The sequence below is a fragment of the Halorubrum sp. Ea1 genome (assembly GCF_002252965.1).
Classification (GTDB): domain Archaea; phylum Halobacteriota; class Halobacteria; order Halobacteriales; family Haloferacaceae; genus Halorubrum.
The window spans coordinates 1-14,612 of sequence record NZ_NHPG01000024.1; the positions used below are offsets into that span (position 1 = coordinate 1).

At 67.2% G+C, this 14,612-nt stretch carries 12 protein-coding genes, 2 tRNA genes and 1 pseudogene; 8 read left to right on the forward strand and 7 right to left on the reverse strand.

What is annotated here, in order from left to right; all coding sequences use genetic code 11:
- Positions 1-482: pseudogene (locus DJ73_RS03860) on the forward strand (DNA mismatch repair protein MutL); the annotation flags it as partial.
- 29 nt (positions 483-511) lie between these two features.
- Here the strand turns inward: DJ73_RS03860 and DJ73_RS03865 are convergent.
- The 3 genes from DJ73_RS03865 to DJ73_RS03875 all read right to left on the reverse strand — a co-directional run bounded on the left by DJ73_RS03865 (position 512) and on the right by DJ73_RS03875 (position 3,905).
- Positions 512-910 (reverse strand): hypothetical protein, encoded by a 399-nt coding sequence (locus tag DJ73_RS03865; RefSeq protein WP_094557337.1) that lies wholly within the window; start codon positions 908-910, stop codon positions 512-514.
- Between the two features lie 250 nt (positions 911-1,160).
- Positions 1,161-2,384 (reverse strand): mechanosensitive ion channel family protein, encoded by a 1,224-nt coding sequence (locus tag DJ73_RS03870; RefSeq protein ID WP_094557338.1) that lies wholly within the window; start codon positions 2,382-2,384, stop codon positions 1,161-1,163.
- A 93-nt stretch (positions 2,385-2,477) separates the two neighbouring features.
- On the reverse strand, positions 2,478-3,905 hold the full coding sequence (locus tag DJ73_RS03875; RefSeq protein ID WP_094557339.1) for a hypothetical protein: 1,428 nt from the start codon (positions 3,903-3,905) through the stop codon (positions 2,478-2,480).
- Positions 3,906-4,058: 153 nt separating this feature from the next.
- Here DJ73_RS03875 and DJ73_RS20140 point away from each other — a divergent pair.
- Both DJ73_RS20140 and DJ73_RS03885 read left to right on the forward strand, forming a co-directional pair.
- Positions 4,059-4,212: transfer RNA gene (locus DJ73_RS20140), tRNA-Met, on the forward strand.
- Positions 4,213-4,763: 551 nt separating this feature from the next.
- Positions 4,764-8,075, forward strand: coding sequence for a BGTF surface domain-containing protein (locus DJ73_RS03885; protein ID WP_141212899.1), 3,312 nt, complete (start codon positions 4,764-4,766; stop codon positions 8,073-8,075).
- Positions 8,076-8,261: 186 nt separating this feature from the next.
- Here DJ73_RS03885 and DJ73_RS03890 read toward each other — a convergent pair whose 3' ends face one another.
- Entirely contained in the window at positions 8,262-8,531 is a 270-nt protein-coding gene (locus DJ73_RS03890; protein WP_094522956.1) for a hypothetical protein, read from the reverse strand.
- Positions 8,532-8,646: 115 nt separating this feature from the next.
- Between DJ73_RS03890 and DJ73_RS03895 the strand changes: the two genes are divergently transcribed.
- Positions 8,647-9,141 (forward strand): HPP family protein, encoded by a 495-nt coding sequence (locus DJ73_RS03895; RefSeq protein ID WP_094522954.1) that lies wholly within the window; start codon positions 8,647-8,649, stop codon positions 9,139-9,141.
- Positions 9,142-9,203: 62 nt separating this feature from the next.
- Positions 9,204-9,671, forward strand: a complete 468-nt coding sequence (locus tag DJ73_RS03900; RefSeq protein ID WP_094522952.1) for an OsmC family protein — start codon at positions 9,204-9,206, stop codon at positions 9,669-9,671.
- Positions 9,672-9,687: 16 nt separating this feature from the next.
- On the opposite strand, the gene DJ73_RS03905 is transcribed toward DJ73_RS03900, so the two are convergent.
- Positions 9,688-10,830, reverse strand: a complete 1,143-nt coding sequence (locus DJ73_RS03905) for a zinc-dependent metalloprotease (RefSeq protein ID WP_094557340.1) — start codon at positions 10,828-10,830, stop codon at positions 9,688-9,690.
- Between the two features lie 117 nt (positions 10,831-10,947).
- Positions 10,948-11,250, reverse strand: a complete 303-nt coding sequence (locus DJ73_RS03910; protein ID WP_141211973.1) for a hypothetical protein — start codon at positions 11,248-11,250, stop codon at positions 10,948-10,950.
- Positions 11,251-11,397: 147 nt separating this feature from the next.
- Here DJ73_RS03910 and DJ73_RS03915 point away from each other — a divergent pair, with 147 nt between their 5' ends.
- From DJ73_RS03915 to DJ73_RS03925, 3 genes are all read left to right on the forward strand, one after another.
- Positions 11,398-12,462, forward strand: a complete 1,065-nt coding sequence (locus tag DJ73_RS03915; protein WP_094522946.1) for a M20/M25/M40 family metallo-hydrolase — start codon at positions 11,398-11,400, stop codon at positions 12,460-12,462.
- A 145-nt stretch (positions 12,463-12,607) separates the two neighbouring features.
- Positions 12,608-12,682 (forward strand) — tRNA-Glu (locus DJ73_RS03920).
- Between the two features lie 166 nt (positions 12,683-12,848).
- Positions 12,849-13,037, forward strand: coding sequence for a hypothetical protein (locus DJ73_RS03925; protein ID WP_094557341.1), 189 nt, complete (start codon positions 12,849-12,851; stop codon positions 13,035-13,037).
- A 315-nt stretch (positions 13,038-13,352) separates the two neighbouring features.
- Here the strand turns inward: DJ73_RS03925 and DJ73_RS03930 are convergent, their stop codons facing one another.
- The gene (locus DJ73_RS03930; protein ID WP_094522966.1) at positions 13,353-14,492 is read right to left on the reverse strand and encodes a nitrate/nitrite transporter; all 1,140 of its coding nucleotides are present in this window, start codon (positions 14,490-14,492) and stop codon (positions 13,353-13,355) included.
- Between the last annotated feature and the right edge of the window lie 120 nt (positions 14,493-14,612).

Here is a 14,612-nt window from a genome sequence, read left to right on the forward strand (position 1 = left end):
AGCGGGTGAACTACGAGCGACTCGCGCGGGCGTTCGCCGACGAGCAGGTGCCGACCGCGGCGCTCGACCCGCCGTCGACCCTGTCGCTGTCGGCGGACGAGGCCGCGGCCGCGGAGGCGCACGCCGACGCGCTCGCCGCGGTCGGCTTCGAGACGGAGCCGTTCGGCGGCGGGACGGTCAGGCTCAGGTCCGTCCCGGCGCCGTTCGGTCGCACCGCCGACGCGGACGCGTTCCGCGACACGCTCGCGACGCTCGCGAGCGGCGAGTCGCCGCGGGACGCACGGGAGGCGCTGCTCGCCGACTTGGCGTGCCATCCGTCGCTGAAGCGCGGGGAGATCGGGTCGTTGAGCCGAGACGAACAGCGCTCGCTCCTCGACCGACTCGGCGAGTGTGACCGCCCGTACGCCTGCCCGCACGGGCGGCCGACGGTGCTATCCGTCGACGAGGCGACGTTCGCGGCGGGGTTCGATCGGGACCGGTAATCGACCCGAGAGCCGCTCCGTGCGGCGACTCACCCCGATCGATGGCCGGTGGCCTGTCGCCGGAGGAGGTGCCCGCCGACCGCCGCGATCAGGACTCCGGTGCCACCGATCCAGCCCCGCTGTACCGCGTTCAGCGGCGTCGACCACATCGACTGCAGTCGCGCGCTCCGGTACTCTCCGAGGGTGGTGTTCTCACAGGCTCGAACGTCGCTCTCGTTCAGCGGGACCGTCTCCATTCCCAGTCCCGTATCGACCAGTCGCGACTCCTCCGAGAGGTCCGCGCACTGCCGGGCGTACGCTTCGTAGTCCTCACGGGTCACCGACGTCGTGGCTGCGGCGTAGACGAGTCCGCCGACGAGCGCCACGCCGATCAGGAGGGCTCCCAGTCCGACGACGACGTCCGGCCAGTAAATCTCGCGCTCAACCATTATCCCACCACCCGAGCGGGGTCGGGGCGATTCGCGCCGACCGGCGGCGCTCACGAGACGCCCCGCCGGTCGCCGAGACGGCCGTTCGGCCGCGACCGAGGCCGCTCATACCGTCTCTCGGACCGCCGGATGAAAAGAAGTTGCGCGGACCTCGGCGGTTCCACGCCGTCGTCGCTCGTCTCCGGGGCGTCCCGGCCGTTCGGACGAGGCGACCCGCGGCGACGTGGAGCCGGTCCGGGGCGGTGCGCCCTCAGGCCGGCCGGTCGCTCACGCGGCCGTCGCCGTCGCCGTCGAAGCGCTCGACGCGCTCGACGGTCTCGTCCGCCTCCGTCGTCTCGGGCGGGTACGAGACGGTCCGCTGCGGGTACGGGATGGATATCCCGGCGTCAGCGAACCGCTCTTGAATCAGCTCGACGGCGGACGCCTTCGAGCGCCAGCGCGCCTGCGGCGTCGGGGGGTCGATCCAGAAGCGGAGGTCGAGCAGGATCGCCGAGTCGCCGAAGCCGGAGGGAATGGCGTACGGCTTCGGGTTGTTGGCGACCGTGTCGATCTCGGTCAGGACCGCCTCCGCGATCTCGCTGGCGGCGTCGGGGTCGTCGTCGTAGCCGATACCGACCTCCATGTGGATGCGGAGCCGCCCCTCGCGGCTCCGATTCGTGATCGCCTGGTTGGTGACCAGATCGTTCGGGACGACGACGTACTCGCCGTCGAAGTTCCGCATGTGGGTGTTCATGATCGTGATCTCGGTGACGAACCCCTCCTGATCGCCGATCTCGACCCAGTCGCCGATCTCGAACGGGCGCGCGAACATCAGCACGAAGCCGGCGATGAGCGAGCCGAGGGTTTGCCTGGCCGCCATCCCGAGCACGATGCCCAGAAAGCCCGCCCCGACGAGCAGGCCGCCGAGGTTCACGCCCCAGATCCCGAGGACGGTGACGCCCGCGATCACGAGCAGTCCGACCTGCATGATCCGGGTGAGGAGCTGCTCCTGGTGGGCCGTGATGCGGTCGCTGTCGGCGGAGAGGTCGGCGACGTACTCCTCTAACACGTCGCTCGCGACGTAGGCGCCGCCGAGCAGCAGCGCCGAGAGGATGGCCCGCCCGGCGACCGTCGCGGCGTTCTCAGCGACGGGAAGCACCGCGACGACGACCGAAAACTGCCCCCATAACGTCAGCACGGCGACGGCGGCGAGCGCGAACAGGGCGAGCTGGAACAGGCCGACGAGCAGCCGCAGGCCGAACGAGACGGGCACCGCCTCGCGGAGGGTCTCGATCGAGCTCTCTCCCCGACCGTCGAGGAAGCGCTCCAGCCACCCGGTGACGACTCGTTCGCCGGCGCGGACGACCCGCGGGAGGAGCAGCCAGCCGATCAGCGCCGTCAGGAGGAGGATGCCGACCGTCACGGCGAGGCGGGCCTCCGCGGTCACGACGCCGCCGAGCGCCGCGTCGAGGCGCGGGCCGAGCTGTGTGGTCACTCTCTGCGACTTCGTCGTCGGGTTTAAAAATGCACCAATACGGTTATCGGTTCGGAGAACTCGGCGAACCGCCCCGGACGGCGCGGACCGGTCTCAGCGGCCGCGTCGGAGCTCCTCGATCAGCTGTTCGATGAGCGCCGACTGCCGGTCGAGCCGCTCGGACTGCTCTTCGACGGTGCGGCGCAGCTCGGCGACCTCGGTCGCGAGGTCCTCGCCCTCGACGCCCGCGGTCTCGAACGGCGACCCGTCGAACGCGTCGTCGTCGGTCGGGACCGCCGCGTCTCCCGCCGCGGCCGGGTCAGCGGGATCGGCCGACGAGGCCTCCTTGACCGATGCGGCCTCATCGACCGATGCGGTCCGCTCCGCGGGCGGCTCTCCGGCGGCGTCGCCCGCGAGATCGGTCCCGTCTCCCGTGCCGACGTCGATCGCCGGATCCTCGGCCGGGGATTCGGCCAGCGGGTCGGCGTCGACCGCGTGCCCCTCGGCGTCCCCGCTCGCGCCCTCGCCGGTCTCGCTCAGCGGGTCGGGGTCGTCGATCGGCTCAGCGTCGTCGATAGGGCCGGAGCCGTCGACCGGATCGCCGGCGGAACCGGGTCGGGCGTCGGTCTCGCCCGCGGACGCGGCCGCGGGCTCGGTATCGCTGGCGGCATCGGCTCCGGTCGCGGCGGACGGCTCGGCGTCGCCGACGCCCGCGGAGAGGGGGTCGCTCGCCGCGCCCGCGCCGCGCTCGCCGTCCGTCTGCGGCCCGGGGTCGACCCCCGTTTCGGCCGCCGCCTCGGCCTCCGCCTCCGCGTCGGCGACGGGCGACGCCGAGAGGGGGTCGGGCCCCTCGCCGAAGTCGGTCGCGCCGTCGGCGTCCGCGTCGGCCTCGGCCTCCTCGTCGTCGGCGACGGTGACGCGGAACTCCTCTAAGCTGTCGACGCCGTGATAGTCGCAGACGGCGTCGACGAGCGTCTCGCGGACCGCGCGCGCGGACTCGTTGGGGGCCTTGAAGCGCTCGGAGCGGCCGCCGTGGGCGAGCACGACCGCGGTCGCGACCGTCCCCTCCTCGAAGTCGAGGTCGGTGAGGTCGGCGTACGGGAACTCCTCGAACTCGTCGTCCCAGACGGCGGAGCCGACGTGTTTGACGAGTCGGTCGCTGGTGACGACGAGGGTGAGCTCCGAGAAGCGGAAGGTTCGGAGGACGGACTCGCCGGGGCCGGTGACGCCGGTCGCCGAGAGGACGCCGGCGAGGATCGGGTGGAGCGCCTCGTCGGCGCGCTTCGCCGGCAGCGAGAGTGTCTCGTCGCCGTCGAGGCCGTAGCCGAGGGTGAGTTTCGCCTTGCGGCGGCCCGTCGAGACCGCGATGCGCTCGACGTCGTGGGAGTACTCCGCGACCGACTCGTCCGACAGCAGCCCGTCGCCGCGATAGACGAGCGTCCGCGTCGGCGTCACCGCGAGCCGGTCGTCTCCCCCAAGCGAGACCGCGGCGACGACGTCCTCGTCGCCGACGGTCTCCGCGAGCAGGTCGGGAAGGCTCATGTCCCGGGGATTCGCCCCGTCACGCATAAATCCGCGGGGTCCGGTTCTCGGATTCGGTTCTCGGATCGGACGGATCGAAGGACTCTGTCACCGCCTCACATCCCTCCGACGGATGGGAAGCTTAAAGGGTATCATCGCGGTACGGAATAGTGAGGCCGGGTGGCTTAGCTGGACATAGCGCCGCACTCATAGGGTTCGGAGATTCGGTGCGGTGACGCCTTGGAAGCGTCCGCGTCCTTCCCGTGGCTCCGCCGAGCCTCGGACCTGGGACATGCGGAGATCGTGGGTTCGGAGCCCACCCCGGCCATTCTCTCTCGGTTTCGTCGCGATCGGGAGCGGTGAGCTTCTGTAGTGAGAACAGTCGTCAGTCGAGCGGATCGACACCGGAATAACATCGCCTGACTCAAGGCGTACTTATATTACGTTCAACTATCATCGTCCAGGCGCTGAAGCGCCCGCGGACGTGTCGCCGTGACAGCGCACTCCACGGCCGCTTCAGCGTTTTCAGTCGTAGTCTACTTTTCGTACGTACGCGCGAGAGGCCCAGCCCTCCGCGAATCCGTCTCAAATGAGGTATTTATACCATTTAGCGGCTCACCCCGATCGTCGCTCGATCGCTGATCGGCCGTCTCAGGCCTCAACGAGCTATTGTTATGCGTTCACACACCCTGCACGCCACACAAAGTATTTATACCGAACGCTGTATGTTTCGCTTGCAACCCCCACCCAAATGACTGCAGTATTGAGTACCATGAACCGAGTCCGGTCGCACTTTGATGATCTTGTCGGCGGCGACGAAGATCGGGCGTCAGGTGAGGGGAAAGCTGCTGTGGTCGATGCAGACAGACAACACAAACAATGACAAACGACAATAACACACGCACGAAGGCCAACGCGGTCTTCTTCGCGGCGATCATGGTCGTGTCCATGTTCGCAGCCGGCTTTGCAGCAGCACCTGCTGCGGCTGCGACTTCTGGACAGACGACCATTTCCTACGACGTTGCTGGAGACGGCACGTCGATTACGGAAGAAACCACAGGCATTGAACCGGCAGTAACAGTATCCGTTAATAGCAGCGCTTCTGAGAACTTCAACTCCACCAACGTTGGCGGAGAGAACCTCTCCTTCATCGTTGATGGGGTTGGAGTCGTCGAAACGATCGACATCAGCGGCGTGGACATCACGCCCGGTAGCAGTCAGTCGTTCACCTTTAACGGTGGCGACGCATCCTCAGCCATCGCTGGTCTGGACGCTGGCAGCTACGACCACCAGGTGGCGGTCACTGACTCCAACGGAGACATTGTCTCCGACGGGAGTGGTGACTACTCGTCCGGACTCGTCACGCTGAACGTGGGCGATGTCACGCAGGGTACCAACCTCCCGAGTGAACTCAACACTGGCGAGTCTGTTAGCGCCAGCGACATCGTCGTTGAGGTTGACAATGGCCCCAACAGTGCCGAGATGACCGGCGTTGATGTTTCGGTCTCGCTCGGCTCGACCAGCAGCAGTGACACCAGCAGTCAGACCATCTCTGCTGGTGGCACGGGAGTCTTCAACAACTTCAATAACGATCTTACCGCCCCTCTGAATAGCCAAAATACGAATTACACCGTCACCGTCTCGTACGTCGAGGGTAACGACATCACCTTTGATGTGCCTGTTGAGGTCGGTGACACCGGTGCCGGTTCCGGCACTGTCACCTACCAAGTCGATGGTGACTCGCAGGCCATCTACTACCAGGGTCAGGACGTCAACGCGACGGGCCTTGACTCTGAAACGGAGTACACCCTGCGCCAGGTCGACGAGTTCGACGGGCAGGAGATCACCTCGAGTTCGTTCGAGGCCGAGTACACCCCCAACGAGAGCGGCTTCATCGACCTCGACACCTCGGATCTGGAGAGCGGCGACTACTTCCTCCGCGGCGGCGACCTTGCTGAGACCCGGGACAACAGCTTCGAGCTGACCGTCCAGGACTTCAGCGCCGAGTGGGAGGACGACTCCTACGACAACGGTGAGACCGAAGCCGAACTCACCACCGAATCGCAGCGTAACAGCTACAACGTCATCATCAGCGCCGACGGTCTCGACTACGACGACCTCGAAGCGCTGTTCGCGGGCGACAACAGCCCGGTTGGCGACGTTGCCATCGACGACAACGCTGACGATGACGAGATCATCGTCGAGGGCTTCCGCGACGACGAGATCATCGCCAACTTCAGCAACACGTCCATCGACTCCGGCGACTACGAGTTCGATCTCGAAGTCAAAGACACTGAAGCGACCGACACGGCGTCGGTGACGGTTCAGGAAGAGGACGTGACGGCTAACTTTAACGAGAGCATCACCACCGCCGCGGCTGGTGACGTCGTTGAAGTCACCGTCGAACTGGAGGACACTGATGAAGCCTACATCGGCATCGGTGACGGAGAGGTCGGCTTCTTCGATGTCGTCCGTGTGGAGGACGACGACGATGACGACGAGGCAACCTTCCAGATCAACACGCGTACGCTTGGTACGGCTCAGTCGGACGACGCGTACCAGTCCGGTGACGACATCGTCGAGCGCAACCCTGACGAGGCGTCCTACGAGGACGAAGATGATGGCTCGTTCGACGGCTTACAGGACTTCCGTGCAAACGGGCTTGAAGTCGCGACTCTCCTCCGGCCGGCCCAGCCGGGCGAATACGAGATGGTCGCGACCGCCGACGGTGAGTTCGCTATCAACGAAGATGACGAACTGACTGTCGACAATGAGCTCGACCTTGCAACGCTCGACCTCGTCGAGCCGACTATCGACGGCGTCACCGTTCACACGGCACCCGCCGGCGACAGTGACGAGGCTGACGACGTTGAGGCCCTGCTCGAAGATGTGACTCCGAGCGAGACAGTTGCCATTGATGACCGCATGGTCATTCAGGTTGAGGCCGACGGTGTCGAGGGCTTCGTTGCCGAGAACACCTCTGCCGACCTCGACTCGCTCAACGAGGGCGTTAGCGGTGAGGGCCTCCAGAACCTCATCGACAACGACTTCGAGGGTGTGAACTTCGACGTTGAGTCGGTCTCGGCGACCGCAAACCAGGAAGGTGCTGAGCTTGACTTCAGCGACACGACCGTCTACTTCGCTGACGGTCAGTTCTTCGTCGTGGTCGACACGAGCGAGGACGACGCTGGATTCTCTCAGTCCATCGAAGACGGTGACGAGTTCGATGTCACCTACGAGTACGTAACGGACGAAGACGACCGCTACGAGTTCGGCACCGGTGATGACCAGTACGATGTTGGTGACACCGAGGACGCGTTCCCGTACTTCTCGGCCGACGAGAGTGCCTCTGCTGAGGCAAGCTTCACGCTGGAAGACCGCGACGCGACCTTCGACAACACCAACGCTGACGGCGATGTCGAAATCGCCAACAGTGAGGAAGCGGCCATCACGGGCACGACTAACGTTGCGCCCGGCACTGAGGTCAGTGTTCGTGTCCGGTCCGCGTCCGGCGTTTCGCCCGGCTTCATCCTGACGGATGATGACGCGGAAGTTTCGGAGGACGGTAGCTTCGAAGCGACGATCGACACGACGGAAGGGGAAGTCGGCGACGATGCAACCGTCAACTTCCGTGTCAGCGGTTCGAGCATTGCTGACGAGGACGCGGTCCTCGTTGAGCAGACTCAGGAGCCCGCGACCTTCGAGGTCTCGGACCTGAGCCCGCAGGAAGCCACTGCATCTGCTGGTGACTCGGTCACGGTTTCGGCCACGATCGAGAACACCGGCGGCGCAGAGGGCACCCAGTCTGTCGCGCTCACGCTTGACGGCGAGGAGCTCGACAGTCAGGAAGTCACGCTCGGTGCTGGCAACAGCACCACCGTCGAGTTCACGGCCGACACGTCCGGGCTCGACGCTGGTGACTACGAGCACGGTGTGGCCACCGACGACGACGAAGCCACCGGTACCCTGACCATCGAAGCCGACGGCGGCATGGATGGTGACGACGGTGAGGACGGCACCGATGGCGAAGACGGTGAGGACGGTACTGACGGTGAGGACGGCGAAGACGGCACTGACGGAGAAGACGGTGGCGACGGCGGCACCGACGACTCCACGCCCGGCTTCGGCGCTCTCGTCGCGCTCGTGGCCCTCATCGCGGCTGCGCTCCTCGCTACGCGGCGTACCGAGTAACGCAGCAGCGATTCACCACACTCGCTAACTATCGGCCCTCGCGGGCCGACCCCTTGCGGTCTTTCTTTATTGGACTCACGCGCTCGGCGACAGCTAGCGTCGTCGCTCGCGACCGCACTGGCCGGAGAGTGACCGTCCGGGGACCGGCGATGTCGCCGATTCGGTCGCGTCGACCGCCACACTCCCTCAGCGCAGCCTGAGCACCGACAGCGCCGCTAAAATGAGCGGGAACACGGCGAAGAAGGCGAAGACGCCGGCGAACGTCCGCACGGCGATGAGCGTCGCGTCGCGCCAGCCGAGGCCGGCGAGGCGGCCCTCCGAAAAGAGGATCACCGCCGTCACGGAGCAGAACGCGAGCGCCCAGAGCACGGCCCCGATCCGCCGGAGCTGTGCGTCGTCGACGCTCGCGGTCGGCCCGGCGAACGGGTCGCCGCCGCGGGGCCGCGAGTCGTCCATACCGAATAACACTCGCGGATTGACATATATCGTTCCGTTTGGTAAGTCGATTGTCATTCGGATTTATCTCTCGGCGGTCGAAACGCCTACGGCCCCCGACTGCGTCAGCGACCGTATGCAAGCGCGTGACCTGATGGAGGCCGAGGTGAAGACGGTCGCCCCCGACGACGACGTCGCCGACGCGTTCAAGAAGTTCGCCCGCTACGAGTTCAGCGGCTTCCCCGTCGTCGACGACGAGGGCCGCGTGGTCGGCGTCGTCACCGAGTCGGACCTCGTCGACCTCTTCGAGCCCGACGACGAGACGCTGTGGATCCCGATCGGACTCCCCCCGTTCGTCGACACGCTCACGTATCAGGTGAAGGCGCCGTGGGGAGACCTCGACCTGGGCGTGGACATGATCCGGAACGCCGACCGCCCGATTTCCGACGTGATGAGCACCGACGTGGCGACGGTGACTCCCGACGCTCCGATCGACGACGTGCTCGACCTGCTCGTCGGCGACGACCCCGACATCAATCGAGTTCCGGTCGTCGACGACGACGGCCGGCTCGTCGGAATCATCGCCCGGCAAGACGTCATCCGGGCGTTCCGCGACAAGCGACTGGCGTAGCCGGTCTCTGGACGTGAGAACGCTCCCCCGCGTTGATATCCGAGCGCCGCGTACCGACGCGTATGAGCGACACGTCCCAGCAGACCGCGACGTTCGACGCCCGCACCGAACTGGAGGAGGGGACCCGGGTCCGCGCGGAGACCCGCCACTTCGAGTTCGTGATCGACGAACCGGAATCGCTCGGCGGCACCGACGCCGGCCCCAATCCGGTCGAGTACCTGCTCGGCTCGCTCGGCGGCTGCCTGAGCATCGTCGGCCGCGTCGTCGCGGACGAGATGGCGATCGAAATCGCCGAACTGACCGTCGACCTCGAGGGCGACCTCGACCCGGCGAAGTTCCAGGGCGCCGACGTCGACTCGCGCGCCGGCTTTCAGGAGGTCCGCGCGTCGGTTCAGGCGGAGCTGCGATCGGGAGACGGCGACCCGGTCGACGACGAGACCCGCGAGGAGTGGCTCGCTCGCGTCGAGCAGCGGTGTCCGGTGAGCGACAACCTCGGCGGCGAGACGCCGATAGCGCTCGACCTGTCCTGATCCGCGGCGTCGGCCGTCACGGGTCGACCCGCGTCAGCCACGCCTCGGGGTCGTCGAGCTCGGACGCGGTCGGGAGATGCTCGGGGCGTTCCCAGACGGCGCCCGCGGCCTCGATCCCTCGGGCGTCGGCGACGTGGCGGAAGAAGGCGGCGCCCCGCTCGTACTGGCGGCGCTTCATCCCCAGCCCGAGCAGGCGCTGCGCGAGCTGACGGATCGGCCCGCCGCCCCCGCGGCGCTCGTCGAGCTTGCGCCGCAGGTCGGCGTACTCGTCGTCGAACGCGCGGTCCATCAGCACCTCCGCGTACCCTTCGACCGCCGTCATCGCCGCCTGAAGCTCCGCGAACGCCTCCGTGTCCAGCCCGCCGATAGTCACCTCGCCGGCGGTGAGCCCTTCGACGCCGCGCTCGACGCGCGACTCGAGGTACTCCGGCAGCCACGGCGCCGCGCCGAACTCGGCCGCGTGCGTCACCTCGTGGAAGGCGATCCACCGGCGGAACCGGGGGTAGTCGACGTCGAGCGTCGCCGCGACGCGCACGATGTTCGGGTGGACGAAGTAGAGCCCGTGGTCCGCGTCCGGCTCGTCCGCGAGCAGCAGCGGGTCGTACTGCCCGAGCACGTTCCGCGCGAGGAAGCCGAGCGCGAACGCCATCGTCCCGGTGTTGGCGATCCGCGAGACGTCGCGCGAGAACGCGGCTATCGGACCGCCCGGACCGCCGAAACCGTCGATTTCACCGGAGCCCCCGGCACCGCCGGCGCTCCCTTGCCCTCCGCCGAACGGATCCGGGACCCGGTCAAGCGGACCCTCGCTCGTCCAGTCGCCCTCTGCGGGCCGCCCGTCGCCGGGAGCGCTCGCCTGCCCCGTCGCCGCCGCCTCGATCGGCGCCATCACGTTCCGGAACGTGTCGACGCTCGCGTCGATCCAGTGGTGACGATTCTGCACCTCGATCTCGTCGGGCACGTCGAACGCGATCCCCGCGACCTCGCCGAGCCGCGTGCGGGCGTCGCGGACGTCGGCGGCGTACCCCTCACGCTCGCCCGGTGTGAGCGCGACCGAGCCGGGGTCCGTGCTCGCCTTCGCGGCCGCCGCGGCCCGGTCCCAGTCGACGACGCCGGTGCCGGACGCCTCGGAGACCGCGCGCAGGCTTCGGAGGATGTCCATACGAAGGAGACGGGTGCGCGCCTCAAATCGCTTGCGTCGGTTCGGAGACGAGCGCCCGCGTTGGTTCGGAGACGAGCGCCCGCGTTGGTTCGGCGGCGAGCGCCCGCGTCGCTCCGGTCACTCGTCGCCGGCGATGCCCGACGGGACTTCGTCGTCGCCGCGGAGCTTCACGACGCCGACCGCAATTGCGACGAGCGCGGCGAGCGCGAGCAGGAGACCGGCGACCGATCGCGCCGAAACGCCGCCGTCGGAGTCGTCGTCGGTGGCGTCGGCGTCCGCCTCCGCTTCCGCCTCCGCCTCTGCTTCCGAGTCGGCGTCCGTCGCGGACTCGTCGCCCGCATTGAACAGGTCGAACGGCCCGATCTCGATGTCACCGTCGCCGAGGTGGATCTCCAACAGCGTGACTGACGAATCTGCCATATCCCGTCGTTCGCACGGCAACGATTTAGGCGTGGCGGCGCGGTCGCCGGCGGCCGGTGCGGTCTCGTCGCTCGCCCGCCGGACGAATTCGTTCCGACGAACGCGCGGACCGGCGCTTTCTTGCCCGGCGCCCGGTCACTCGCGTGCATGCACGAGAGCGGCCGGACGTTCCTCGACGACCTGCTCGCGACCGCCAGTCCCTCCGGGTTCGAGACCCCGAGCCAGCGGGTCTGGGCCGACTACGTCCGAGGGTTCGCGGACGACGTCTCCGTCGACGCCTACGGCAACGCCGTCGCCGTCCACCGGGGCGACCCCGACGCGCCGACGGTCGCCCTCGCCGGCCACGCCGACGAGATCGGGTTCATCGTTCGCGACGTTCTGGACGACGGATTTCTCCGGATCTCGCGGATCGGCGGCGCCGATCGCACCGTCTCGAAGGGCCAGCACGTCACGGTCCACGCCGACGAGCCCGTCCAAGGCGTGATCGGCCAGACCGCGATCCACCTCCGGGATCAGTCGGATGAGGAGTACGAGGAGATCGCCGGACAGTTCGTCGACATCGGCGCGACCGACGCCGCCGAGGCCCGCGAGCACGTCGAGGTCGGCGACCCGGTCACCTTCTCGACTGACTGCGAGGAGCTGGTCGGCGACCGGATCGCCGCCCGCGGGATCGACAACCGCACGGGGACGTGGGCGGCCGCCGAGGGGCTCCGCCGCGCGGCCGACCGCAACGCCGACGCGACCGTCTACGCCGTCTCCACGGTCCAAGAGGAGGTCGGTCTCCGAGGCGCTCGGATGGTCGGCGTCGACCTCGAGGACGTCGACGCGTTCGTCGCCGTCGACGTCACCCACGCCACCGACAACCCCGACGTCGACCGCGAACGCCAGGGCCCGGTCGAGCTCGGCGCCGGCCCGGTGATCGGCCGCGGGAGCGCGAACCACCCGTCGCTCGTCGCCCTCGCTCGCGACGCTGCGGAGGACGCCGACGTCCCCGTCCAGCTGCAGGCGGCGGGCTCCCGGACCGGCACCGACGCCGACGCCTTTTACACCGCGCGAGGCGGCGTCCCGTCGCTCAACGTCTCGATCCCGAACCGGTACATGCACACGCCCGTGGAGGTCGTCGATCTCGACGACCTCGACGCCGTCGCCGATCTGCTCGCGGCCGTCGCCGACGGCGCGACCGAGTCGGCTCCGTTCGCCGTCGACGTTTGAGCGCCGCGTCGTCCCGCGTTCTCGGCCCGTCAGTCTCGCCTCGGTCGGGAGACCCCGAGTCACGGTAAACCGGCGCACGGCACCGTCGAAACGGAACTGTTTTACAATATCCAATCGTATCCGAAAATGCGTCGAACAGGCGTGCGCTCTGGTAGTGTAGTCCGGCCAATCATATTGCCCTCTCGAGGCAATGACCGGGGTTCAAATCCCCGCCGGAGCATCCTTTTGCCGTCGTCGTCCTGCGATTTCGAGCCCGTGGACTGATCAAAACCCAAGTGGCTCACCACTACTGTGACGCTGGCTGTCGGGACACCCCGACGCAGTACAGCGATTAGAAACATTTGCCCTGCAATCCGACTCGCAGGACGCTCACGGAGGGTCCAGCGATGGATCTGAGCGAGTTCGCCGTCGTCCCAGAACCGACCGCCGAGCGGCTCTCCCAGCGGCAACGCGTCGATTACCGGACCGAACGCGAAGCCGCGATCAAGTGGTTGCTCGCGTTCGGCATCGGCTCGAAGAAAGCGAACGGGTACGCCGAAACCACCGTGCAAAACCGCATTTACCGGATGGACTAGTTCTACCGATACGTGTGGGACACCGAGAACCGGTACACGACGGCCGTGACACACGATCACGCCGACGCGTGGATGCAGGAGCTCGCGTACGCCGACTGTAGCGACACGCACCGTGAAGTGTGAGCACCCGCACTGCCCCGGGCATACCCGACACGAAACCTGCAAGGACTCACGTTCTCAGGGTGACCAGCAACAGCGTAGCACTCGCAGTTCCGCGACCCCGAGCCGAGAACCCCGACAAGGTCGGTCACGCCACGATCGGCAGGACCGACGATATCCAGCCACCCCTCACCGTCACGCTACAGGTGATCGTGGTTACGCCGTCTCTGACTCCGGCGCGAACCACGCCAAGAGCGTTCCCAGCACTCCGAGGACGCCAGCGACGAGAAACGCCGTCTCGTAGTTCGACGCTTCGATGAGCCGCCCCGCAGCGATCGGCGCGAGAAACGCCCCTGCAAGGCCAACGCTCGTGAGGAACGCCACAGCCGTCGCGGCGACAGCCGGCGCAACCAGTTCACGGACGTACGCGAACACCAGTCCGAGACACAGCTGGATCGCGAACCCGGCAACAAGCAGCGCCGCGACCACAACAGGAACCGTTCGAATCGTTGTAAACCCCGCGATGACCGGCGTCGCCACGAGAAACGACAGCAACACGACCGGGCGGCGACGACCGCCGAACAAGATATCCGAAAGCACGCCGCCAGTCACCCGAGAAACCACACCCACAGCCGGAAACAGCGCGACGAGCGCACCACTCAACTCCAACGACAACTGCAAGTCCTCCGTGAGATACGACGGCGCCCAACTGTTCACGAACAGATACAGCGCGTACCCGAGAAACCCGAGCACGCCGACCGTCCAAACGCGGCGATCCATCACAACACGGCCAAGATCCGCGAGCGTCGGCGCCGCAGTCCCGGTCGCGTGTCCACTGCCGCGGCTCATCGGCCAGAAAATCAGTAACCCTACGCACGCGATACCCGTAAAAACCGGGAAGATCGCCGGCCATCCGAACTCCTCGGCGACGATGGGGCCGGTAACCTGCCCGATAGCGAACCCGACCGGCCCGCTCGCCGTGAACGTCGCCACGGCCGTCCCCTGCCTCGCAGGATCAAACGACCGCCCGACGATATCGATCCCCGCGTTCCACACGACAACGTAGGCAACCCCACCGAGAACGCGTGAGGCGACGAGCGACCAATACGCGCCACCGGTCGCGGCCCACCACCCCCACGCGCCGGCAACGAGCAAGAGCCCGACCGCCACCGCGATGGCGTACCGGGAGTTCGTCCGGTCGAGCACAACCCCAACGGGAATGCTCGCGAGAACCGCCGTCCCGAACAGGACACTCACGAGGAGGCCGGCCTCCGACGCGCTCACCCCTAACGACCCTCGAATAAGCGGCGTCACGCTCGCCGGGACGAGCTCGTACGCGGCAAGCGACACGGACATCAGAATCGCGCCCACGAGCAACCCCCAGCGAGCACGATCGCTCGTCACGGCCGTCGTCGCCTCACCCGCAGTACCTTCACCCGACACGCCCCCCCTGTTCCCCCCGCCGTTTTATCAACA